General features: G+C 37.7%; 18 protein-coding genes. 4 read left to right on the top strand and 14 right to left on the bottom strand.

The features are described 5' to 3' along the window. Positions 1–259: 259 nt before the first annotated feature. Both GON26_RS11530 and GON26_RS11525 read left to right on the top strand, forming a co-directional pair. Positions 260–1,777: a MauE/DoxX family redox-associated membrane protein gene (locus tag GON26_RS11530; protein ID WP_160374928.1), complete on the top strand. Its 1,518-nt coding sequence runs from the start codon at positions 260–262 to the stop codon at positions 1,775–1,777. A gap of 103 nt (positions 1,778–1,880) precedes the next feature. Continuing rightward, entirely contained in the window at positions 1,881–2,141 is a 261-nt protein-coding gene (locus GON26_RS11525) for a hypothetical protein (protein ID WP_160374927.1), read from the top strand. Positions 2,142–2,200: 59 nt separating this feature from the next. On the opposite strand, the gene GON26_RS11520 is transcribed toward GON26_RS11525, so the two are convergent. The 3 genes from GON26_RS11520 to GON26_RS11510 are packed head-to-tail and all read right to left on the bottom strand — an operon-like array spanning position 2,201 to position 9,304. Beyond that, a complete protein-coding gene (locus GON26_RS11520) occupies positions 2,201–4,864 on the bottom strand; it encodes a S9 family peptidase (RefSeq protein WP_160374926.1) in 2,664 nt (887 codons plus the stop codon). A gap of 3 nt (positions 4,865–4,867) precedes the next feature. Further along, entirely contained in the window at positions 4,868–6,271 is a 1,404-nt protein-coding gene (locus tag GON26_RS11515) for a RagB/SusD family nutrient uptake outer membrane protein (RefSeq protein ID WP_160374925.1), read from the bottom strand. Between the two features lie 9 nt (positions 6,272–6,280). After that, a complete protein-coding gene (locus GON26_RS11510) occupies positions 6,281–9,304 on the bottom strand; it encodes a SusC/RagA family TonB-linked outer membrane protein (RefSeq protein WP_160374924.1) in 3,024 nt (1,007 codons plus the stop codon). Between the two features lie 505 nt (positions 9,305–9,809). Here GON26_RS11510 and GON26_RS21870 point away from each other — a divergent pair. Both GON26_RS21870 and GON26_RS11500 read left to right on the top strand, forming a co-directional pair. Further along, positions 9,810–10,031: a helix-turn-helix domain-containing protein gene (locus GON26_RS21870; protein WP_160374923.1), complete on the top strand. Its 222-nt coding sequence runs from the start codon at positions 9,810–9,812 to the stop codon at positions 10,029–10,031. A 273-nt stretch (positions 10,032–10,304) separates the two neighbouring features. Next, entirely contained in the window at positions 10,305–11,294 is a 990-nt protein-coding gene (locus GON26_RS11500) for an alpha/beta fold hydrolase (protein WP_160374922.1), read from the top strand. Positions 11,295–11,528: 234 nt separating this feature from the next. Here GON26_RS11500 and GON26_RS11495 read toward each other — a convergent pair whose 3' ends face one another. The 11 genes from GON26_RS11495 to GON26_RS11445 form a co-directional block, all read right to left on the bottom strand. Further along, entirely contained in the window at positions 11,529–12,599 is a 1,071-nt protein-coding gene (locus tag GON26_RS11495; protein ID WP_317164708.1) for an IS91 family transposase, read from the bottom strand. After that, positions 12,484–13,200 (bottom strand): RteC domain-containing protein, encoded by a 717-nt coding sequence (locus tag GON26_RS11490; RefSeq protein ID WP_230407927.1) that lies wholly within the window; start codon positions 13,198–13,200, stop codon positions 12,484–12,486. Before GON26_RS11490 ends, GON26_RS11495 begins: the two co-directional genes overlap by 116 nt. 89 nt (positions 13,201–13,289) lie before the next feature. Continuing rightward, positions 13,290–14,678, bottom strand: coding sequence for a bifunctional metallophosphatase/5'-nucleotidase (locus GON26_RS11485; RefSeq protein WP_041516053.1), 1,389 nt, complete (start codon positions 14,676–14,678; stop codon positions 13,290–13,292). A gap of 33 nt (positions 14,679–14,711) precedes the next feature. Continuing rightward, positions 14,712–15,167 carry a DsrE family protein gene (locus GON26_RS11480; RefSeq protein WP_041516145.1) on the bottom strand — a complete coding sequence of 152 codons (456 nt, stop codon included), beginning with the start codon at positions 15,165–15,167 and terminating at the stop codon, positions 14,712–14,714. Between the two features lie 10 nt (positions 15,168–15,177). Then, positions 15,178–15,804 carry a TlpA family protein disulfide reductase gene (locus GON26_RS11475; RefSeq protein ID WP_041516052.1) on the bottom strand — a complete coding sequence of 209 codons (627 nt, stop codon included), beginning with the start codon at positions 15,802–15,804 and terminating at the stop codon, positions 15,178–15,180. Positions 15,805–15,822: 18 nt separating this feature from the next. Next, entirely contained in the window at positions 15,823–16,401 is a 579-nt protein-coding gene (locus GON26_RS11470) for a TlpA family protein disulfide reductase (protein ID WP_041516051.1), read from the bottom strand. A 24-nt stretch (positions 16,402–16,425) separates the two neighbouring features. Continuing rightward, positions 16,426–18,105, bottom strand: a complete 1,680-nt coding sequence (locus GON26_RS11465) for a protein-disulfide reductase DsbD family protein (RefSeq protein WP_160374920.1) — start codon at positions 18,103–18,105, stop codon at positions 16,426–16,428. A 10-nt stretch (positions 18,106–18,115) separates the two neighbouring features. Continuing rightward, positions 18,116–18,562, bottom strand: a complete 447-nt coding sequence (locus GON26_RS11460; protein WP_041516049.1) for a protein-disulfide reductase DsbD N-terminal domain-containing protein — start codon at positions 18,560–18,562, stop codon at positions 18,116–18,118. A gap of 11 nt (positions 18,563–18,573) precedes the next feature. Further along, positions 18,574–19,140 (bottom strand): TlpA family protein disulfide reductase, encoded by a 567-nt coding sequence (locus GON26_RS11455; protein ID WP_041516048.1) that lies wholly within the window; start codon positions 19,138–19,140, stop codon positions 18,574–18,576. A 4-nt stretch (positions 19,141–19,144) separates the two neighbouring features. Continuing rightward, on the bottom strand, positions 19,145–20,254 hold the full coding sequence (locus GON26_RS11450; protein ID WP_052480059.1) for an efflux RND transporter periplasmic adaptor subunit: 1,110 nt from the start codon (positions 20,252–20,254) through the stop codon (positions 19,145–19,147). Between the two features lie 20 nt (positions 20,255–20,274). After that, positions 20,275–23,451, bottom strand: coding sequence for an efflux RND transporter permease subunit (locus tag GON26_RS11445; protein WP_103913867.1), 3,177 nt, complete (start codon positions 23,449–23,451; stop codon positions 20,275–20,277).

Here is a 23,451-nt window from a genome sequence, read left to right as displayed (position 1 = left end):
AAATATTGTTTATTGGCATCTCCTTTTTATGCTGGGAGGCAATCTTATTTTTTAACTAACAATTGAATGCTATTGAATAATCTGTGCCTGTTTTTGATAACAACCAAAATAACAGATCATTGTAAATTTGTCTTAGTTGTAATCAACAAAATACATGATCCTATTGGATGCTTTTTAAGATTTACAAAAGAGTATAGAGGTCCTATCAAGTCCTAATAACTCATCAGGAACTTTTCAACTAATTACTTTACCTGAAGTCATGGAATTAAACAAAAACATAAGAACAATTACCATACAAATAATATGTCTTTTATACGTGATGCTATTTGTTTATGCAGCTGTGAGCAAATTATTGGATTTTGAGAATTTTCAGGTGCAGCTTGGACAATCCCCATTATTGAGTTCTTATGCATCGTACGTATCATGGATGGTCCCAACTCTCGAGCTCTTAATTGCGTTTCTACTCTTTGTTCCGAAATTCCGCAATTATGGTTTGTATGCCTGTCTCTGTTTGATGACTATGTTTACGGCATATATTTATATTGTCCTGCATTACAGTTCTTTCGTTCCCTGTTCCTGTGGCGGAATTTTAGAGAAAATGAGCTGGAATGTTCATTTAGTCTTTAATCTTTTCTTTGTTGGAATAGCGGTGCTGGGAATAGTTTTTAGTCATCGATATAAAACGGAGAATAATAGTCTAAAAAACAAATTGTCGCCAGCTAAAACTATTCCTTTTTCGATACTATTAAGTATATTCTTTGTTATAGCTTTATTTCTATCATCTGAAGAAATTATGCACCATAAAAATCCATTTATCAGACGCTATATTAAGAGATCAGTACACCTTGTACATTCCACAGATTTAAAATATAATTCTTATTATTTCTCAGGCAGTAGCACAGGCAAACTGTACTTGGGCAATTACACAACACCTTCTCAAATTTTATCGATCGATACCTCATTCAAGTTTCAGCAAAGAAATAAAATAGATCTTAATGGCCACCGTATTGCCCTTGGTGCCATCAAAACTTTAGTAAGGGAAAAACATTTTTACTTAATGGATGGAACTGTTCCCTATATATATGCAGGCAGCACTGAAAACTGGAAGATTACTTCTCATTTAAAAGAGCCTCCCCGTTTTACATCAGCGGAGCCAATTGATAAATCAACTTTTATTTTTCGAAATAATAGCGGGGTCAAATCTGCTAACATTCTTGGTACATATTCAGCAGAAAACGGCACTAAAATCAAGTATGCGCCGGATTTATTAATACAGCAGATTGACGGAATTTTTGATACCGATGGCATGCTGCTGTACAGCAATAAAATGGAAAGGGCTGTGTATGTGTATTTTTACCGGAATGAAATTATAGTAGCAGACAAGAATGGAAAATTAGATTACTGCGGCAAGACCATCGATACTATTTCCAAAGCAAAAATTAAGGTAGCATATCTCAAAAACGAAACTGTACGTAAGATGTCCGCTCCGCCGGTTATGGTTAATTCCCAAAGCACTCTGCATAACAACCTGCTGCTTGTAGAATCAAAAATTCCAGGATTTTATGAAGATCCTGCCATCTGGAAACATGCTTCGGTTATTGATGTTTATAACATTAGAAAAAACAGTTATATTTTAAGTTTTCCCATTTTTGAAATTGGAGATGACAAACTTAAATCTTTGTTTTTAACCGATAGACATTTGTATGTTATGATCGGTACAAAACTATTGATGTATGAGCTAAGGGAAAACCTTAAAAAAGAGATGGAAACTGATTAACAGACATCCATAAAAATTTACAAAAGTATACCGGCCGGTACCAGGAATAAGATCGAACACCTGTATAAAATAGTAGATCATTTTAACCTTAATACATATTATTATGAAAACCACATTTTTAAAATCGACAATGCCCTTTGCACTAGTTGCAGTAATGGGAATCTCAGGTGCTTTTTTGACCACTTCAATGCAGAGTGCTTCAAAGGCTGCCCCTAAAACTGGATATATAAACAGCGCTCAATTGCCCTGTAATGTTCCGGTAAGTTGTAACACTACACCGAGACCTCAAATCTGTCAGGCCAATGGACAACAGGCTTTTGGAAAGGATAATAACTGCCAGGAGGTTCTTTATCGTCCTAATTAATCAAAGGATGCTTAAATGCAATGCAGTTCTAAAAAAGAACTGCATTGTTGTTTAAATAATTAATTAACTGCCTCTTCTGGCCATGTAACAGACTGGTCATTTTTAAGGTAATAATCAAACCATTGACTGATTCTGAGACTAAGATTTATTTGATTTTTTTCTTTCATTAAGACATGCTTTTCATTCGGGTACAAAAGCATTGTTGCAGATTTCCCCAATCTTCTCAGGGCCATATAAAATTCCACACTCTGTTGCCAATTGACATGCCAGTCTGCCTTTCCAGCCCATAACAAAATAGGGGTTTTAATAGCGGCTGTATTTACTATAGGAGAATTTTTTAAATATAAATCAGGATCCTCAAAAGGAGTTTTCCCCATGCGCCACTGCTGGCTTTGAAAACGGCTCATATCAGAAATATTCAGGTCCCAACCTACAGTCAGATAAAAACTGTAAAGATCTGCAATTGAAGCGCCAGAAACAGCTGCAGCAAAAAGGTCTGTCTGGGTAATTATAAAATTTACCTCATACCCTCCGAAAGAATGTCCCATCAAACCGACTTTTAATGGATCAACCAAATTTTTATTTATAATGTGATGGGTTGCACTAACAGTACAATCGACCGTATCCTCTCCAACTTTTCCAGTTTCATGTTCAATATCAGGACATAAAATAAAATAGTCATTTGTTGTTAGCACAGATGCATTAAAGCCACTGCCGGAAAATAAGGTAGGATTAATATATTTATGAAGTCCATGAGATTGCTTTTCGTAAACATAAACAATCATTGGATACTTTTTTTTTGGACTGTAATTTGCTGGATAGTATAAAATGCCCTGTAATTCTTTTCCTTTTGAATTGCTGTATGAAATAAGTTCAGACGTTCCCCATTGAAATTTATTGTAATGGGAATTGCTTTGAAAAATGATTTTTTCCACACTGTTATTTTCTTTTACAACCAGCCGCGGCGGAAGATTAAATTTCTGCTGCTGATAGATATATAGATGATGTTTTTTTATGTAATGCATATTATCAAAATAACTATCACCATACAATATTTGTTTCATGCCACTGTCTTTCTCCAAGCTGTAATATCCAGTCTTGCCGTCATCGCCTTCTGCACGAAGAATCAGCTTGTCATTTAAATCTATAGTAACTCCTTTCCAGCCGTCATAATTTTGGACCAGAAGATCATAATCTCCCAGAGTACTTAATCTAAATTTATTTTTATTTTCCCTCCCCTTCGTAAGTCTTCTAAATGAAGTTCCATCATACCTTACCGCCCAAATATCATATTGATCATACAATAAGATCTCTTTGTCTCCTGGAGTCCATCCGGGATTACCATATGCGGAATCACCACCCAATATAAAGACTCTGCCAAAGAAAGCCACTTTGATTTTCTGTGTGATGTTCTTGTGAGATTTAATTTTAGCATCGTAAATCCACCAGTTATTATCCCTATAGTACGCAATAAACCTGCCCGAAGGAGATGGGAGCAGATCCGAATGGATTTCGCTCTGTTTTCTGACCAGTATATCTTTTTCACCTGTAACCAGATTCACTATATAATAATCCCTGGGAGCTTCAATTTCAAACTGGGGTTCATATTGTTTAGGATTCGATACAATTGCCATAGTTTTATTGCCGTTGAGCATAACGCTGGGGAAATCCGCAGATGAAATTTGGACAATATTTCCCGATGCAGGATACCACACAGCCAGATTTGCTTTTTCGTAAAACCTCCCAGATCTTTGTTCTCGGGGATAAATCCACTTATCTGCAGTATTCCAAACTTCCACTGTATCACTGGCTTTTTTTTGAGCAGGCCTGTTTTTTGGAGCAAGTCCAAAGAATACCTTTTCTAAATCAGGTGATATGCTTAATGGATAAGTCCCATCCTTGTCAAAATTTTTATCCAAAGGAAAATTACTTTGCTCACCTGCATCAAGCTTATACAATTTCTTTAGCTGCAGATTATACAAACAAAGACTCATACTATCATCATTTGAATCCGATGCGGTGTAAAAAGCGACTGCTTTTCCATTTTCCTCCCATGTCAAGTTGTAAAACTCACCACTCCCCTGCTTTATAATCCAGTTTATTTCCGAGGTATTATCCAAACCTAGAATTCCAACAGAATAATAAGAATTCTCTTTTATCGAAATAATAACCTCTTTTTCATTGGGGCTCAGGGAAAAGTGGACTACTTCGTGAATTGTTTTGACCTCATTAGTTGATAAATTAAGGATTTGCAGAATTTTGTCTTTTTTTAAAAGTGTAATTATCTGGTCTCTCGCGGATGAATATTCAACCTGTGTATCCATGGGATAAGCTTCCTGATCTCCTGAAGTTAAATTTAAAGTCCTGAGGTTATTTTTATCTTTACAGATCAGATGTCCATTACCCGCAAAACGAGGAAATATCCCTTTTGGAAAATTATAAGTTTTAAGGTTAGCTGTATTGCGTACAAATAAAGTATCTATATCATTATCATAAATCATCCTGTAACTTATCCACTGCCCATTTTGAGAAATATTTTCAACTATTAGTTCTCCCCATTTCTGATAATCGAATTCAGTCAACTGTTTCTTTTGCACCACCTGCCCCCATAAGGGACAGGCTACTAATGGCAAAATAACAAATAAAACTAAAAAAAAATTGAGATTCATATACAGAGATTCCTGTTTCTTGATTCCGACTGGTAAAATATTTTGAGGTATCATAATTTAATATCCGCTATTCTGTGGACGCAGGTTGGGATTTATACTTAACTCATTTTGAGGCAGTGGGAATAAAACATCTGTCGAATTCCATCCTGCTTTTGACACAGAGAGAACACTATTAATTTCTCCCGAGCGTTTGAGATCAAAAAAACGATGTCCGTATTCTGTAAACAGTTCCCATCTTCTTTCGCGTAAAACAGCATTAATAATTTCCTGCCCGGAGACAGCCTCTGTGTCGGCCAGCCCCGCGCGCTTTCTTATAACATTTAAATCTTCTTTAGCACCTATGAGATCTCCCTGATGTGCCCTTGCTTCTGCTCTTATTAGATATTGTTCAGCTAGGCGAAATATCACCGAGTACTCAACTGAGGAAGCTGTATAATCAAACTCCTTATATTTATAGGGATGATACCACGTAGTAGTACCGTCACTAATAGATGCAGTCCAATTAGTTTTTCGCAGGTCATCTGTTTCAAATGATGTGATCAGATTATTACTTATAGCCACAAGGGGCGGAGGGCTTGAAAAAAATATAAAAATACCTGCTTCATCTGTGTTTTTTCCGGAAGCTGATGGCTGAAACTGCCAAAGTGTTTCCTTGGAACCTTTTATAAATACAATGGATGGATTATCTTCAATAGCATAGAGATTTACAGCATTTAATACCGCTGATGCAGCGTTTGCTGCTTCTGGCCATGACTCGTTATACAGATATACCCTTGCCAGTAATGCTTTGGCCGTAAATTGGTTGGGCCGTATTCTTTCTGCATTTTTATAGTCAGGTGCAAGCAGGGCTATCGCTGATTCCAAATCCACAATAACTTTGGCATAAACCTCTTTGACCTTAATCTTCTCAGCTGCGTTATTGATCTTATGGTTCGTCGAAGTAATATAAGGAATGTCTCCATAGAGATTTGTTAGATAAAAATGCACCAAAGACCTTATAAATAGAGCTTCACCTTTTAACTGCCCTTTTTCAATTGCAGTTAATTCATTACTTCGCTCCACTCCTTCCATAACTGCATTAGCTGCATAAATCTGATTATAACTGATATTCCAATAATCTGTGATAGTTGAATTTGCAGGCAAAAGTGTATTGGTGTAAAACGGAAGGGTCGGATCTCCAGGGCTTGCAAAGCACGTTAACTCATCAGCATAACTGCCCAGCTGATTAGAAACTCCTGACGCAGTACCGGAAAGTAAACCCTGATCCCTCATTTTAGAATAAATATCCGACAGTGCAGCGTTTGCAGTTGAATAGTTATCAAATACTGAAACTGTTGTTAATTGTGATTTTGGCAGATCAACTTCTACAAAAGAATCACATGAGCTCAGACACACTATTGTTATTGCTTGGAAAAGCAATAATTGGTGTATAGAAATAATTTTAAACGAGATTGTTTTCATGACAGATAATTAAAAAGTGAGTTGAATTCCGGCAGTAATGATTTTCAGGGGAGGCAGGTAACCTGAGGCTATAAATTCAGGATCGCCATCCTTATATTTTGTAAAAGTGAGCAGGTTCTGCCCCTGCAGGATTAGCTGGCACTGTGTACTTTTCGTACCTAAAGGCAGGTCATAGGAAAGAGCTATATTCTTTAGGCGAATAAAAGACGCATCAGTAATAGAACCCGTGCTCTGGTTATAAAGATAGTCAGCAGTGACGGCATCTTCATTGTAGCCGCTGGTATAAATTTGCTGTGCTGCATTATCACCGGACTTTATCCAGCTGTCCGCAGCCCTTGCCGGCTGATTGGACATCTGTCCGGCAAAACCATTGTAATAGCTGCGATTCTCCTGTTTTGCAAATTGAAAAAGGAAATCAAGCTTCCATCGTTTATAGGAGAGCTGATTTTGCAGTCCGCCAAAGTACTGCGGGTTGAAATCAACTACACTTTGTTTGTCCTCGGGAAACGATATGGCACCATCCTTATTAATATCCTCGAAAAGATAAATACCTGTCTGGCTGTCAATACCGGTATATTTATAATTCAGCTCAATATTTAAGGGTTCTCCGATTCGATATTTCTCATTGTATGGAGACGCGGAAAGTCCTGGAAAACTAATAAGTTTATTACGGGCAAAAGTAAGATTAAGGCTGGTCGTCCATTTAAAGTTCTGAGTATTGAAGTTTTGAGTCCGGACAGTGAATTCAAATCCTGTGTTTTGCACAACAGCATCTAAATTGGCCTGCATGGACTGGAATCCGGTAGTTCCTGCCAAAGGTATGCCCACGAGCTGATTGGATGAGCGGTTCTGATACCAAGCGGCGGTTAGAAATATTTTATCTTGCAGGATGCCCACTTCAAGAGCAGCTTCAATTTTTTTATTTGTTTCCCATCCAAAGTCAGGATTATAAAGCCTTGAAGGCTGCAAGCCCACGTTTGAATCATAATTAAATCCCGAAGAGATATAAGTATCCAGAAACTGGTAGTCGCCAATCTGGTCATTTCCGGTTGTTCCGTAACTTCCTCGCAGTTTGCCAAAACTCAGCCATGAGATCTCTTTTAAAAATCTTTCTTTGGTGAAAATCCATGCCGCTCCCACGGCGCCAAAATTGGCAAACTGATTTCCCGGTCCAAATCGACTAGAGCCGTCACGCCTTCCCGTAAGATTTATAATATAACGATCCTGCAAGTTATAGTTGATCCGTCCGAAGAACGCCTGATATTTATACAGGGCATCATCACTGTATAAAACCCGCACAGTAGCTGCTGATGCAAGGTCATAGATCAAGTCATTTGATGTGAAACCGCTTCCGAATTGATACAGCCGCGCAGTGGTCTGGCTTTGAAAAGTTCCTCCAGCCAGAATATTGACTTTACCAAACGTCATTTCTTTTTCCCAACTTACCTGGGGCTCCACTATCCAAGACTGCCTGTCTGTATTATTTAAATAAATACCCGAATAGGCACTTGTCAACTGATAAGCAGGATTATAGATGGTGGAAGGAGAAGTACGGGTTTCCTCATGCCTTAAATCTGTAAAACCAAAATTACTTTTCAGCACTAAATTATCCAGTATTTCATAAGATAATACAGCACTGGTAACAAGATCATTTGTTTTGGATCTAAACTTAGCTTCTCTGAAACGAAGCGGGTTTTGCCAAGTTCCATTTTCCCAATTTAAATTTCCAGAGGTGTCATACAGCGCAGGAGCATTTGGCGCAAGATATCTTGAGCTTGAAGTAAGATCATATGCAGGCTGGTCATTATCCTGAATATTGTATCCCGCTGAAAAAGTGAGTTTGAACCTATTATCTTCGGAGCGGTGGCTCATACTGAGCTGCGTCCCTCCTTTCTTGTACATATACTGGCCGGGAAACACGGTGGACTCTGTGTGGTACGAACTGCTTAATAAAAACTGCGTTTTATCAGATCCACCTGAGAGTGTAGCCTGCAGATCGGTTATCTGCGACGTCCCTCCTAAAAACTCTTTCTGCCAGTCTGTTTCACGATTCTGATCCCATGTTCCGTTTATATCATAGTCCCATGGATTATACTGAGTGAGACCATCATTGACAAAGGCCTGTTTTCGCATGGCAAGATACTGCTGGGTACCCATAAGCTTCATAAATTTAGTTACTGTTCCAGCGCCTGTTGTAGCTTTAACACTCACAACAGTTTTTCCTCCTTTACCTTTTTTAGTAGTGATCAGCACCACTCCATTCGCTCCTCTTGAACCATATATCGAGGTGGCATCAGCATCTTTAAGTATCTCAATGCTTTCTATTGTATCGGGATTTATGCTATTCAATGGACTTGTAACGCTGGGAAATGTGGACGAAGTCTGATTATACCCTATTGGGTCTGAGGCGTAAGGAACACCATCAATGATGTACAGGGGATTATTTCCATCACTTCGAATACTGTTCTGTCCACGAATTTTAATATCAAATCCTCCACCGGGAACCCCCGTGGTCTGCGTAATGCTTACACCGGCCATTCGTCCTTGCATAGTTGCAAGTACATTCGTTACGGGTTGGTTTTCAATATCTTTTGCAGTGATTCGGGCAATACTTCCTGTACGCTCACTTTCTTTAATAGAATAGTAACCTGCATTGACCTTAACTTCCTTTAGCGTCGTGGTATCATACTCTAATGAAATGTCTATTGTTTTACGATTCTGGACAGAAACAAGAATAGTTTTAAATCCTATAAAAGAAACAATTAAAGTATCCGAAGGAGAAGCTGAAAGAGTGTACTGACCACTATAATCGGAAATAGTTGCAGAATTGCCTTTGCTTTTTATAGCGATGGTTACTCCTGGAAGCGGGTTGGAGCCGTCGCTAATAGTTCCCTGAACCTGAAACTGTTGAGCAAATGAAATACTACGACTAATAGAGTTTGTGGCATAAAGAGATGAAAAAGAAAAACAGAGCCATATAAAAAATAGGCAATAAAGAGCTTTCCCATCCTTGTAAAATGAAAAAATATTCATAATATTGGATTGGTTAGTTAAACGATAGTTTGATTGGCTACGGTCCTCTATACTAGTTTAGTCGCTGTCGTAGAGGGCCATTTTTTATGCATTAAGTAAACGTCTTAATGGTCATAAGAAGGATAAATTTTTTATTTCACAGACATAAGCGTTTAAAGGTTTAACATTATGACGCAAAACTTAAATAAAAAAAGGAATATCGCTAAGAATGAAAGGAGAGTTTTTAGCATAAAAAAGGCGCGGAACTCATCTTAGACGCTTTCAAGGTACTGGTATACCCTACGCACGAATAAGTGAGCCCACGCCAGAAGACGTGAGCATCTTACTTATCATCTCGAGCGTTTAAAAATTACCAGTTTTTGAAAACGAGATTCAAAGCGAATGCTTCAAATATTTTTATATGAAGAGTCGCAAATATAAATTATTATGAACAAATATAACAAAATATTTTACAATTCGGATTTAAATCCGAATTATTTAATCCTCTTGGATTTACTTTGTTAAGATGAAGAGTACAAACCGTATTATTGTTGACTTTATAAGAAATGAATGGGTTAGTAGAGCTAAATCCCAGAGTTCTTTTGCTGTTGAACATAATCTCGATGAAAAGACGGTTAGGAGTATAAAAAATGATCCAAATTACAATATGAGTTTCGAAACTATAAATAAGATTTGTGAGGCAAAAAATTTGAAACTATCAGAATTTTTTAAATTAATAGGATTATAAAATATGAAGATGCTTTAAGCATCTTTTTTTTTACCCTCAATTAAATTCAAAAACAGGTATTTATACGGTATCTATATCTTTTCTAAAAGAATTATTTTGCAACCTAATACTTTAGTCGGATTATGGAAAACCATAAACTAATACAAAATCGGTTTTGTATGTTTGATTTTGAAATTTTGAACAATGGCATCAAGCCATCAAAATAGTACTTATTTAAGCAATTTTATCACCTAAATAAGTAAGTTGTAAGTAATTTTGCCTAACCATAAACCTATGATAATAAAAAGCCTATTATTAATTCTATTGACAATTTTGCTTCCATTTTATGGATGTAATGGACAAAATAAAAAAGAACTTAATCCCGAAAATAGTTCAGTCAAAATTGACACGCTTCTAACACCTGAAATTGGCGGAATAAAACAAGTCATAGAAATTAAGACAGATGATTTTAATAAACCGATACTTCTCTTTTTATCGGGCGGTCCCGGAAGTTCAATGATGAAAAATGCGGACACTTTTACAAACATTTTAAAAAATAAATTTACTATTGTTCAATGGGACCAAAGAGATGCCGGACAAACATTGAAATTAAATCCTTCGCCAAGCAAACTCTCTGTTAAGCAAATGGAAGAGGACACTTATCAAGTTATCAATTTTCTAATAAAGGAGCTACACCAAGAAAAAATCTATTTATTAGGCAGTTCTTGGGGAAATGTTTTAGGCTTTGACATCGTTAAAAATCATCCTGAATTATTACATTCTTATTTTGCTGTAAATCCTGTTATCAGTCAATTGGCGAGTGAAAAAGAATTGCTCAAAACTTTGAAAATTCATTTTAAAGAAAATGCTCTTGCCAGTAAAGAATTGGCGAGCATAAATATTCCCTTTAAAATTGACGAGGACATATTTTATTTAAGAAAGTGGCTTTTTTATAAAGATGGTAAAGAATATGTAACAAGTGATGATTTCAAAAAAGGTTTTCTTCAATGGTCAAAAACTTGGTCGCCTGTGTGGAACGAAGTGATGAATATTGATTTACCAAAGACTTTACAGGAAATTGACTGTCCAATTTATTTTTTCGTTGGCAAAAACGATATTCAAACATCGACTAAAATTACAGAAGAATATTTTGAGGAATTGAAAGCACCAAAGAAAGATTTATTTTTATTTGAAAATTCAGGACATCAAATACATCAAGATGAACCAGAAAAGTTTCAAAATACAATAATACAGATATTGGAAACAAATAAATCCGAGCAATAAAAACTACTTACAATAACTAAGCTTTCGTCTTGCCCGGAGGGCACGAGATGAAAGCCCGTTGAACGGAACCGCAGGAAGCTTAATACGTATTATGGAGTTTTCGAAGTGTAGCTTTAAGATATACGAGCAGTAATTTTACGATTACTGCTTTTTTTATGGTTGAACTTGTGCTGTCTTATTGTTATTTTTCGATTTACCGACGCAATTAAATACAAGTTCCCTTACCCGTAAAAACTAATTCACATAGGCAAGTGTATTCTCGATAAGATATGCTTTTGGCGGACCTCGTTGCCCAAAGACATGTAACGTAACCAGATTTCCAACTTTACAACAATAACATTTTTTAAGTTGCGTTTTGGTTTCGATTTCAGGTCGAATGATATTTAAATCTTGTTGTAATTGTTGCAGTTTGCCACGTTTCCAACTGCTACTTAAAATACCGTAATGCCTGATTCTTACAAAACGTTTGGGTAAAATATGAAGACTAAAACGCCTTGTAAACTCTTCGTTTTTTAAGGTGAGTTGCTTAGTTTTACTTGCGTCTTTATAATCTTTATAAGCAATGGTAACTTCTTGATTTGTTACATTTTTAATCCGATGATTGCTGATGGCAACTTTATGGGTGTATCTTCCTAAATATTCGATTACTTGTTTGGGACCTCCAAATGGGCGTTTGGCATAAACCACCCAATTTTTATCAAATAAACTTTGCAAAACATGAGCATCGGCAAGCTTTTCTTTACGTAACAAGGCAACAAATTTTGCTCGAAAAACCTTGCTTAACGCTTTTACTGCAAATAAGTATTTATCGGTTTTTATCTTGCGTTTCCATTTACCGTTGGCATCAATTCCACCACCAGGAATAATGCAGTGTAAATGTGGATGTAAACTTAAATTTTGTCCCCAGGTATGTAAAATCGCAATCATTCCTAGTTGCAAACCTTCCGTTTTTCCGAATTGATTTAATGTCGACCAAACAGAATCAAACAAGATTTTATAAACGATTTTTGGATGTGCAATCGCTAATCCATTAAGCGAATCTGGAAGGGAAAAAACCAAATGATAGTACGAACAAGGCAACAAATCCTGCTCACGTGCCTGAATCCATTCTTCACGTTTATGACCTTGACATTTCGGGCAATGCCTATTGCGACAACTGTTGTAACTAATACTAATGTTGCCACAAGCATCACAAGCATCTACATGTCCGCCCAAAGCAGCAGTTCGGCACAAAGTCAATGCTCTTAACGTTTTTTCTTGATGAACGGTAAAGTTTTGGTTGGACAAATCGACTTTTCTCAGCACATCGGCTACTTCCCACTGCGGCTGCATAAAGCAAAAACGGTATCAATTGGACTGTGTACTTTTTGGTTTTCGAGCTGGCAAACATGCAAATATTCCATCGTCGTCTCCACGCGTTCATGACATAGTCGTGTGAAGTTGTAAAATTGTGATCAGTTTCAAAATAGTAAGTATCTATGCTTAATCTCACATCATAACCACCTCTTACAAAATACCTCTCATCAAGATAGATGCTATTGGTTCTATAATACTTATAAAATTCGAGGTTGTTATCAAAAAATCTTTTTAGTTTTGCTAATTCATTGTCAATATACTTCTTTATTGTTTTCCCATTTCCATAAGGCTTTTTGGTTTCTATCTTATAAATAGCATTGTAATAAATTAATTTGGACAGAATAACAGGTTTCAACTTTTTAAAGAAGTAGATTTCTTCTTGTTTATTTTTAAAACCTCGTTTTAATACAAATTCTTTTAACTTTGATAAGCAATCTACTATAAGCACAATAACTTCCTGTGGCAGTAAGATTGGGTCATCTACTTCCAATGTCAACTCCTTGATTTTTTCTTCGAGTTTCTGTACGCATTCATTATAGTATTTTTCCATAGATTTTAGTTTAAGATTAAAATCGTAATGGGTAAGAACCCCGATATAATTTTAGCTATGTGGTTTTCATTGCAAAAAGATTTATGGTGTTAGGAATTTGTTTTTAAATAATCAACAAGAGCTTGTACCGCAGTTACTTTTAAATGTGTTCTGTTGGTTCCATATTTTTCTGACACACCTTGTTCAGTGATATAGGCAACCTTATATGTTTTTTGTTTTTTTAAATGTTCGTTCTCGTAGTAGATTTCCTCAATACGATAGCCATACGGATTTTCAATGTGGAATTTGATCTGTAATCCTAAATATCGTTTACAGTAACCGCCCATTTGTTTCATAGGATTAGCTGAAAAAGTACGTTCAAAGTTTTCTTCCAACATATCAATGATCTCTTGTCCCGTCATATCAACGGTAGAAATGATTGGGTTCATAGGAACCATACTGTACAAATCCCACATCGTAATATTTCCTTTATCAATAGGCGCACCGTAACGCCATCCGTTAGAAAATGCTATGTTTACACCAGCAGCCTTGCTAATTGCTTTTAATAACAGATTATCCATAGATGATGAGAAAGCATCATACCGATGTAATATGGTATTCGTTCTCCCAACAACATCTTCTTGCAAGTTTCTGTATGAAGCCATAATGTCATTTACAATATGTTCTACTGGTTTATGGCTCGCAACATCTTCGTTCACTTCTATAAGCTTGTATTGATAATTTATAATTTTATTATCTACGATGGAAAGTTTAAGATGTCCCACAAAAGAGCCGTGGCAACCACACTGTATTATTATGGTATCTTTTACTTTTACAGGTTCATATATTCTGTTGTGGGTGTGCGCACTTAAACATATATCAATTCCTGTTGTACTTTTAAGTAATTCAATATCCTGCGGGTAGCCATTGTGCGAAAGTAATATGACCAAACTTGCTCCCAATCCCTTTACTTCTTTTACATAACCGTTTATTTCATCCATTCCGTCAGTTACATAAATTCCTTGTTTGAACTTAGCAGGCATCGTCTTATCGATAATATTGGCACAAATACCGATTACAGCAATTTTTTGATTACCTACCTCAATAAATGAATACGGTTTCAGCAGTAGGGTACCGTCATCCTTATAAACATTGACACCTAATACGGGATAATTAAGTAGTTTATCTAATGCTAAAAGATGTTCCGGCCTATAGGCAAAATCCCAATGTCCCACCATTGCACTAAAACTAAGTTTGTTTAAAATTGGAATTAGTACTTCGCCTCTGGAAGCCACTACGGGTAAGGTTCCGTGAAAGGTATCGCCTCCGTCAAAAAACAAGGTGTGTTCATTCTCTTTTCTTATCTTCTCGAAAACAGAGGCGATTTTTGCATAGCCTCCTGCTGTTTTAATAAATTCCCCGTCCTTACCATAAAATAGTTCTGGGTGTGGTTCAAGATAACCGTGTACATCATTTATAAATCCTATTGATAATTCCATTATATATAATTTAAAGTTTTAAAGCATTTTTGATTATGGATGAACAATTGCCCAGCCTTCGTATTGCCTTAATATAATTTCTCCATTACCGCTAGGGACGTAGTTCACAAAATCAAACAATTCGTTCTTGTCAATTTTTCGTTCTTCCATTGTTTTAGAACACTGGACAAATAAAACGCCCTTATCTTTGAGTGCAACCAATAATTTTTGGTAGCTGTTAGCTTTTTTATACATTTCCACACCGTCAGAAAACGCAAGGACTTCTATCTGTAATTTACCTTTCAACCGTGGGTCACTTAGTACATTATTGATGTTGCGAAGGATCCCCTTTATTTTTTTATCCTCTGCTTCGTTCAAGATATAAAGCGCATTGTAATGTTTTTTGTATGCTTTCGCGGGCTCAAAAGTGGTATCTGGTTTTTGTTGCGCAAAAATGCTAATAGACATAAAACATAGTACGGCTATTAGCAAAGCTTGTAGTTTTTTCATTTTATTGTTATTATTGTTCATTTATTAATTCTTCTATTTCCTTTACAAATTTTTCAGATGCGTAATTGGCAAATCCGGTATGATGAAGCCTGACTTTACCTTTCTTATCCAATACTACGGTTGTTGGTAATGAACCGGAAAACACTTCCGTTGGAACATTACCGCTGGACTGATACATTGGAACTGAAAAATTTTCTTTTTCCAGATATGCCCTTCCCGCAGCCGGGTCATTGTCCTCGTTGAGGGTTAGAAAGAAAATGCCAGGGTTATCCTTAAATTGGGTATACAGAGTTTCAATAGATGGAAATTCAGCCCGACAGGGTGGACACCAAGATGCCCAAAAATTGATAAACACTACTTTTCCTCTTAATGATGAGGTATTTTGTATGCTCCCTTTTCCGTCCGTAAAAGTAAAATCAGTATTTGTAAGGCTTACTGTATCCGCATCCTTTTTGTCTATACTCGCGTTAAAAATTCCTGTTGACATTAGTTGGCGCAGCACAAATGATTTTGCATCGGGGCTGATAAGCAATATCCCGACGGCAATTACCATAAATATGGTAAATGCATTTTTCTTAATGTACTGTAGCTTTTTCTGTGGTGGTTTCTTATTAGAAACTTCTTTATTGTTAGTCATAATTCATTCTTTTATCAATTAGTTACTATCTACAAGTTCATTCACAACTTTGATGATCTCGGGACTTGTATAATCCCTACCACCTTCGATACGGGCAATCATATCTCCGCTTTTGTCTAGTATGACCGTAGTTGGAATTGAACTGCCTAAATATTCAGAAGGTATATTGCTGGCTGGAACATATACAGGCAAATCATACTTATTCTTCTCCATAAATGCAGTGGATTTTTCCATCTTGTTGTCTACATCTACCATCAGGAATACGATGTCGTTATTGCCTTTGTACTTTGCTTTTAGTTCGTTAATGGTAGGCATTTCCTGAATGCAGGGCGGACACCAAGTTGCCCAAAAGTTGATAAATACTACCTTACCTTTTAATGAACTTAACGATACGGTTTTTCCATCTTTATCAGTAAAGGAAAGGCTGGCAGTTGTTGAGACCTGTGCTTCCGTTGTCCCAACTCCTGTCGTCGTCGAATGCTCGCTCTCTACCTTATTTTCTTTCTTCTTATCCGTATTCCCGCAAGCAGCCAGCGATATAGCTGTGATTATGAAAAGACCAGAACGAATTGCCAAATTTTTAAATTGCATTTTCATACTAAATGATTTTAATTACTTATTCTATAAATTTTTACTCTTGTATTTGTTAATTGCAGATTGAATAAAACCGTAATAGCTTTTCTGATTGTAATCTGCTCCAGTAGGTTTGATCAGTATTTCCTCGTTAGATGGGTCTAAAAGTACATAGTGAGGTTGCGAATTGGAGTTAAACTTACTCGCCTGAAAATCGCTCCATTTATTTCCTATGGTACGTATATTTTTGCCACTAAATGATGATACAAATTGTTCTGCCTGTGGTAATTCTGTTTTATCGTCCACATAAAGTTGGATGATGATAAGTTCTTCGTTCAATAGCTTGTGTACGTCTTTATCAGACCACACGGATGCTTCCATCTTACGGCAATTAACACAGGCATGCCCTGTGAAATCGAGCATGACAGGTTTGCCCACTTTCTTTCCATATTCTATTCCCTCCTCATAGTCAAAAAAGACATTAAGGTTTAAGGGTGCGTGGAATATATCCGAATATTTGCGGGCTTTGCTATCGACGACATTATTTGTCTCTGTCCTACCAAATGAAGAAGTATACAGGTCAAAATCTTGTGTTGTCTGTGGTGGTAAAAATGCCGAAATGGATTTTAAAGGTGCTCCCCACAATCCAGGAACCATATACAGGGTAAACGATAGTACAAGTATTGACAGTACCATTCTCGGCAGGCTCAATGTATCCATTGGACTATCATTCGGAAACCGAATTTTTCCTAATAAATAGAAACCTAAATATCCGAAGATTATAATCCAAAGTGCTAAAAAGACTTCTCTGTCGAACCAATTCCAATGATATGCCAGATCCACATTGCTCAAAAACTTCAAAGCAAGAGCTAATTCTAAAAATCCGAGTGTGATTTTTACGCTATTCAGCCAACCTCCCGAAGATGGAAGGCTTTTTAAAAGGCTTGGGAACATTGCAAAAAGCGTGAACGGTATTGCTAATGCCAATGCAAAGCCGAGCATCCCAATGGCGGGACCTAAAAGTTCCCCCATTGTTGCAGCCTGTACCAGCAACGTTCCGATAATTGGACCAGTACAGGAAAAGGACACTACGGCTAATGTTGCTGCCATAAAGAAAAGCCCTAGCAAACCTCCTCGATCAGCTTTACGGTCTAACTTGTTCGCTAGCGAGGCAGGCAATGTAAGCTCAAATGCACCGAAAAAGGAAAAGGCAAATACAACTAAAAGAGCGAAGAAAGCAAAATTAAAAATCCCGTTTGTAGATAGACTGTTGAGTGCATCCGCACCGAAAATTAGCGTAATGAAAATACCCAATAGAACGTAAATGAGTATGATAGACAATCCATATATCATTGCTTGGATTACCGCCCTGCGTTTCGTATGACCGCTTTTGGTAAAGAAACTTACCGTTAAGGGCAGCATCGGAAAAATGCAGGGCATCAACAATGCTGCAAAGCCGCCGATAAAACCCGCAATAAAGATTGCCCAAAGGGAACTTTTATCGGTTGTAGCTTCATTCTTTTGCAATGTTACCCCGTTTTCATTAGTTAGCAAAGTTTCTGGCTCTTTGGATGTTGCAATACTTTCCTTCTGAACGGGCTGCTGCTCGGTTATTTCTGTAAACTCCACATCATCATGCGATACGAGGCTGTCTGTCTGCGCATTTGAAGTAACAGCCACCAAACCAAAGATGAATAGTACCGTTAATATTTTTGATATTAATCTCATATTAAATTCTTTATTTTATGGGAATGCTGAACGCCACTTCTTCAGGCGGTAAGCATTGCTTATCGTTACAAACCATATAGGTAAGCGTACCTTTTACCGTAGGCGCATTGCTTGTTAATTTTACCTTTTGCTGGAAAACCACTAATTTTTCATAATAACCCACTTCCATATCAAAAGTCGTGTCGTGTTTGACAATTGGTTTAGCCGCCTGAACCTTTCCGCTTAACTGATAAGCTTTTGACGAATGGAAAGAAAAACTTGTAGGCTGTGGACCGTTTTTAGGAACCGTTTGCGAATAGATATGCCAGCCATCGTTTATTGTTGCCTTAAAGAACAATACAGCTTCTTTATCACTAACGCGTTTAGAAGCATACGACCACTTCACAGGCTTTAGTATTTGTCCGAAAGAGGCGGCACTTGCGAATAAAAATGCCACAAAAAATATTATCTTTTTCATTGTTTTACTAATTATTTTTCTTTTAATAGTTTAGTCACTAGGTCAACCACTTCCTTTGACGAATAGTCAGCTCCGCCAACATGCCTTGCGATGATATTGTTTTGCTTATCTACGATAATAGTAGTAGGGATAGAGCCTGAAAATAACTCACGGGGTATTTCGCCATCGGGAACATAAACTGGCAAATCAAATTTTTTGCTTTTCATCCACTCTTTTGATTTTTCTATTTTTCCGTCCACATCTACCATTAGAAATACGACATCTTTATTGTCCTTAAAAATCTTACGCAGTTCATTAATCGATGGCATTTCGTGAATGCAAGGCGGACACCAAGTAGCCCAAAGATTAATGAAAACGACCTTTCCTTTTAAGGATTTTAACGAAATGGTTTTACCGTTTTCGTCCTTAAACTTTAAATCTGGCGTTTCTTGAGAATTGGTTACTAATTTCTGTTCGATATTTATTTGTTGATTTGCGCTCACAGTTGCATTAATGCCATTTCGATTTATTGATGCGTATGCCCATCCCGTAATTGCTATTAATGGAAGTATGGCTATTTTTTTGATATTCATTTTCATAATACTATTTTTTTATTTTCCCTTCTTTGATTTCTTCAGATGGTTTGATAATGATTTTGTCGGCCAGAGAAAGATTACCAAAAACCTCTGTAATTGTATCTAAACGGATACCTTCCTTTACAGCAATCCGTTTTACTTCGTTGTTATTCAATGTTAGTACATACGTTCCAGATTGGGTGTTTAGAACACTCTTGCTTTGTACCCAGTTAGACACGTTTTTACGTTTTAATTTCAACTTGACCTGCGCATAATCACCTCCCTGCAATTCGCCCGATGTATTATTTACGTCAAACTCAAGTGTTAGCGAGCGATCATGTTGGTCGAGCAATCCAGATGTTCGAGATAGTTTGGCATCAAACGTCTTACCTGGCTGCGAGCTTACGGTAAAAGAAGCAGACATACCGTCATAAACAGATGATGCGTGTTTTTCCGGTAGGGATAAGGTAAGGCGGAGTTTATTACTCTGTGCCATCATAAACAAAGGTGTATTACCTCCTGTTCCGGCTAATGCCCCAACAGAAACATTCCTTTGGGTTATTATGCCATCAAACGGTGCTGTAAGGCGAAGGTACTTTTGTAACTGTGAAGAATGTGCCGTTCCCGCTTTAGAAGCATCAAAAGCAGACTTGGCACTTTCCATCGCACTTTTAGCTCTGTCAAGTTCGATATCCGCAACCGCTCCCGTTGTTTTGGAAGCCGTTACCAATCTGTCATAAGCCTGTTTTGCATACAGGTAATCACTATAAACCTTTTGCTCTGTAGATTTATCAGAAAGATACTGTTGTTGCATTTCAGGAGCTTCGAGTACGGCTAAAAGCTGACCTTTGCGAACTCGATCGCCTCGGTCAACATACATTTGTTTTACAAATCCTGTAACCTTTGCATAGACCGCTACCTGCTCGAAAGGTTTGAGTTCTGCTGGAACGGCTATTTCGTACTCGGGATTGATGACCTGTAGAGGAGCCGTTTTATAGTTTACAGGTTTTGCCTGCTTATTTTGCGTTTGTCCTTTTTCCTGCTCTTTTTGTGAACAAGCGGATAGCAACAATACCATTGATATGGTAAATGCCAGTATGGTTGTTGATTTTTTATTGATTGAAATGCTGTGATACATTGTTTTTGTTTTTAAGTTTATTATATCGTTTGTTTATCGGACTGTTCTGCATAATACCTACTATCTTCATCATCAGGGTCTAACGAAGGACTGATTATTGAAGTCCTCGACATTAGGGAAGAAAAGAAATGCGGAACTAATAACAAGATGGTTACAGTGGAAGCAATCAGCCCCCCGATAACAGCTCTTCCCAAGGGTGCTACTTGTTCGGCTCCATCGCCTAAGCCCATTGCCATTGGTAACATTCCGGCAAGCATCGCCGCTGCTGTCATCAACACTGGTCTTAACCTCGACGAAGCAGCGAGCCTTGCTGCATTAGCAGGCTTAAGTGCCAGTTTTTTTCGATAATGTTCGGCTTGATTAACCAATAATACTGCATTAGAAACCGATACACCAAGCGACATAATAATACCCATATAGGATTGCAGGTTAAGCGTACTACCTGTGAGGAATAGAATGATAAGACTACCGGCAATCACGGCAGGTAATACCGATAGAATAATAAGCGGTACTTTGAACGATTGATAAAAAGCCGACAACATAAGGAATATAGCTATAATTGCCACACCTAAACCTGCCAAAAGACTACCCAAAGTATCATCTAAAAGCTGTAGTGTACCTTCTGTCCAAACAATAGTTCCACGAGGTGGCTCTCCAGCATTTTTGATAGCTTGTTTAACTGCTCGTGAAGCTGTACCTAAATCTTTTCCGTAAAGGTTAGCCACAATGGTAACGTAACGGTTAGGCCCCTTTCTGTTTACTTGTGCAGGAGAAGTAACCCTTCGTATGGTTGCTACATCTTCAAGTACCGGGCGAAGACTTCCAGCTTTCAAGGGAAGTGACCGAAGTCTTTCTTCCGACATAATGCCCTCTGGAATTTGTACTTGTGTTTGAAAAACCAGTCCTGATTTAGGATCAATCCATAGGTTCTTATCCGTAAAGCGTGTAGATGATGTAGCCGTAACAAGGCTACGTGTAATATCCTGCATCGTCAGTCCAAATTGTCCAGCAAGGTCACGGTTTACGTCAATTTCCATTGTTGGATAGGCAATAGGTTCGGCAATACGCACATCCCTCAGATATGGAACTTTTTTTAAATTGGCTTCAATTTTTGATGCATGGGCAAAAGCACCTTTTATCTGATTGGCTCCAACTTTAACTTCAATAGGCGTCATCGCTCCTTGACCCATAATCTTTTCGGTCAGTTCCATTGGTTCGAAATTAAAAGCGACTTCGGGGTACTTCTCTATAATCTTTTTACGGACTTTCTCTTTGAATTCTTCCATTGATCCATCATACACTTCTTTATTGACAGATATTTGCAGTATAGCTTCGTGAGAAGAATTACTGAAAAGGAATATCGGATTTATCGGAGACCCTGCGGGGTGCATACCTACAAATGCAGAGGTAATATTTAAACCGTTGTCAGGCAGTTCTGCTTTGATATCTCCTGTAATATCTTTAACAATCTGTTCTGTTTTTTCTATTCTGCTTCCCTGTGGAGCCTGTATGCGTATCTGAAAATCTCCATTATTGGAAACTGGCATTACATCAGTGCCAACAACTGTTAATAAAACGCCAGCAATTACACTCGCTACCAGCACATACACAACAAAAAGTGGGATAGCCTTGGTTGACCATTTACGCATCCTGTAAGAATAGTTTACCCGGAATTTTTCAAAAAAAGCTCGCTTTCTTGGAGTATTGGCTGCTGTGTTGTGCTTGTTCTTCATCATCCAGTTGGCCAGTATCGGTACAAAGGTCTGTGAAGCCAAAAAGGATGCAATCATTGCAAAGGCAACCGCCATCGACAGAGGCATAAACATATCTCTAGGAATGCCTGTCATAATGAAAGCAGGGGTCAATACAGCAAGAATACATAGTAAGATCAATAATTTCGGTATAGAAATTTCGATTAAAGCATCTATAATTGCCCGTTGCTTGGGTTTACCCATTTCCATATGTTGGTGGATATTCTCTATGGTTACTGTGGCTTCATCAACGAGAATACCGATGGAAAGAGCAAGACCACTCAATGTCATGATATTTATGGTTTGCCCTAAGAGATATAAAACAGTAACTGCTGTAAGAATGGCAATTGGAATAGTCAATACCACAATGATAGCTCCACGTGTGTCTCCCAAGAACAATAGTATGACCAATCCCGTGAAAACAGCTCCTAAAATACCTTCGTGTATAAGGTTGGAAAGGGAACGTTCGATATAATTTGATTGGTCAAATTCATAACTGACTTTTACATCTTCAGGTAATTGGTCTTTCAGCATCGGAATGGCAGCTTTTAGGTTCTCCACGGCATCCAATGTGGAGGCATCTGCTTTTTTGATAATAGGCAGGTAAACAGAACGTTTTCCGTTTATCAAAGCGTAGCCTACTGTTTGATCTGCTCCGTCCTCCACACGGGCTACATCGCCAACATATATAGTACGGTTGTCGCTTGTTTTTACAGGGGTCTTCAATAGTTCTGCAGGTCCTTTAGCGATAGAGTTTATAGGAGCCATCAAGTTTTCATCTCCTATGCGAATACTTCCAGCAGGAGATGGAAGACTATTTTTAGTGATGGCAACGGTAATATCTTCGGGGCTTAATCCATTGGCTTGCATTGCGTCAGGATCGATATTGATCACAATGGAACGTACATTTCCGCCAAAAGGAGCGGGAGAAGTAATGCCTGGGATTTGTACGAACATTGGTCTGATTTTGGTCAATGCCAATGTCTGTATTTCATTTACGGAACGCTGGTCGCTTTCAAAAACAAGGTTACCTACTGGAAGCGAACTACCGTCAAATCTTACTACCATAGGTGGAACTGCTCCGGGCGGTAGGAAACCCATTGCCCTTGAGACCGATGTTGATACCTCTCCAGCAGCTTGTGCCATATCCGTTCCGGGATAAAAGGTCAGCTTCATCAGGGTTAGCCCCTGTACGCTTTTAAAATCAATGTTTTTTACTCCACTCACAAAAAGAAGTACCTTTTGGAACTCGTTAGCCATAAACCCGTCCATATAAGCTGGGGACAGTCCACCGTAAGGCATAGCAACATACATCGCAGGCAATTCCACTTCGGGAAAAATGTCTACGTTTATTTTTTTTACGGTATTATAGGAAAAGAAAGCTATTGCTAGTACGACAACCATAATCGCAATTGGTTTTCTTAACGCAAATCTTATAATGTTCAT

The sequence above is a fragment of the Flavobacterium hydrocarbonoxydans genome (assembly GCF_009789235.1).
Lineage (GTDB): Bacteria > Bacteroidota > Bacteroidia > Flavobacteriales > Flavobacteriaceae > Flavobacterium > Flavobacterium hydrocarbonoxydans.
The sequence above is the reverse complement of the archived record's forward strand: the minus strand, read 5'-3'. Positions and strand labels throughout refer to the sequence as shown.

What these genes read in the sequence shown, in the direction of transcription:
- GON26_RS11525 (WP_160374927.1), top strand. Translation starts at nt 1,881, where the DNA reads ATGAAAACCACATTTTTAAAATCGACAATGCCCTTTGCACTAGTTGCA.
- GON26_RS11480 (WP_041516145.1), bottom strand. Translation starts at nt 15,167, where the DNA reads ATGAAAAAACTACAAGCTTTGCTAATAGCCGTACTATGTTTTATGTCT.
- GON26_RS11500 (WP_160374922.1), top strand. Translation starts at nt 10,305, where the DNA reads ATGATAATAAAAAGCCTATTATTAATTCTATTGACAATTTTGCTTCCA.
- GON26_RS11460 (WP_041516049.1), bottom strand. Translation starts at nt 18,562, where the DNA reads ATGAAAAAGATAATATTTTTTGTGGCATTTTTATTCGCAAGTGCCGCC.
- GON26_RS21870 (WP_160374923.1), top strand. Translation starts at nt 9,810, where the DNA reads ATGAAGAGTACAAACCGTATTATTGTTGACTTTATAAGAAATGAATGG.
- GON26_RS11445 (WP_103913867.1), bottom strand. Translation starts at nt 23,451, where the DNA reads ATGAACATTATAAGATTTGCGTTAAGAAAACCAATTGCGATTATGGTT.
- GON26_RS11510 (WP_160374924.1), bottom strand. Translation starts at nt 9,304, where the DNA reads ATGAATATTTTTTCATTTTACAAGGATGGGAAAGCTCTTTATTGCCTA.
- GON26_RS11520 (WP_160374926.1), bottom strand. Translation starts at nt 4,864, where the DNA reads ATGATACCTCAAAATATTTTACCAGTCGGAATCAAGAAACAGGAATCT.
- GON26_RS11485 (WP_041516053.1), bottom strand. Translation starts at nt 14,678, where the DNA reads ATGGAATTATCAATAGGATTTATAAATGATGTACACGGTTATCTTGAA.
- GON26_RS11490 (WP_230407927.1), bottom strand. Translation starts at nt 13,200, where the DNA reads ATGGAAAAATACTATAATGAATGCGTACAGAAACTCGAAGAAAAAATC.
- GON26_RS11530 (WP_160374928.1), top strand. Translation starts at nt 260, where the DNA reads ATGGAATTAAACAAAAACATAAGAACAATTACCATACAAATAATATGT.
- GON26_RS11470 (WP_041516051.1), bottom strand. Translation starts at nt 16,401, where the DNA reads ATGAAAATGCAATTTAAAAATTTGGCAATTCGTTCTGGTCTTTTCATA.
- GON26_RS11475 (WP_041516052.1), bottom strand. Translation starts at nt 15,804, where the DNA reads ATGACTAACAATAAAGAAGTTTCTAATAAGAAACCACCACAGAAAAAG.
- GON26_RS11455 (WP_041516048.1), bottom strand. Translation starts at nt 19,140, where the DNA reads ATGAAAATGAATATCAAAAAAATAGCCATACTTCCATTAATAGCAATT.
- GON26_RS11450 (WP_052480059.1), bottom strand. Translation starts at nt 20,254, where the DNA reads ATGTATCACAGCATTTCAATCAATAAAAAATCAACAACCATACTGGCA.
- GON26_RS11515 (WP_160374925.1), bottom strand. Translation starts at nt 6,271, where the DNA reads ATGAAAACAATCTCGTTTAAAATTATTTCTATACACCAATTATTGCTT.
- GON26_RS11465 (WP_160374920.1), bottom strand. Translation starts at nt 18,105, where the DNA reads ATGAGATTAATATCAAAAATATTAACGGTACTATTCATCTTTGGTTTG.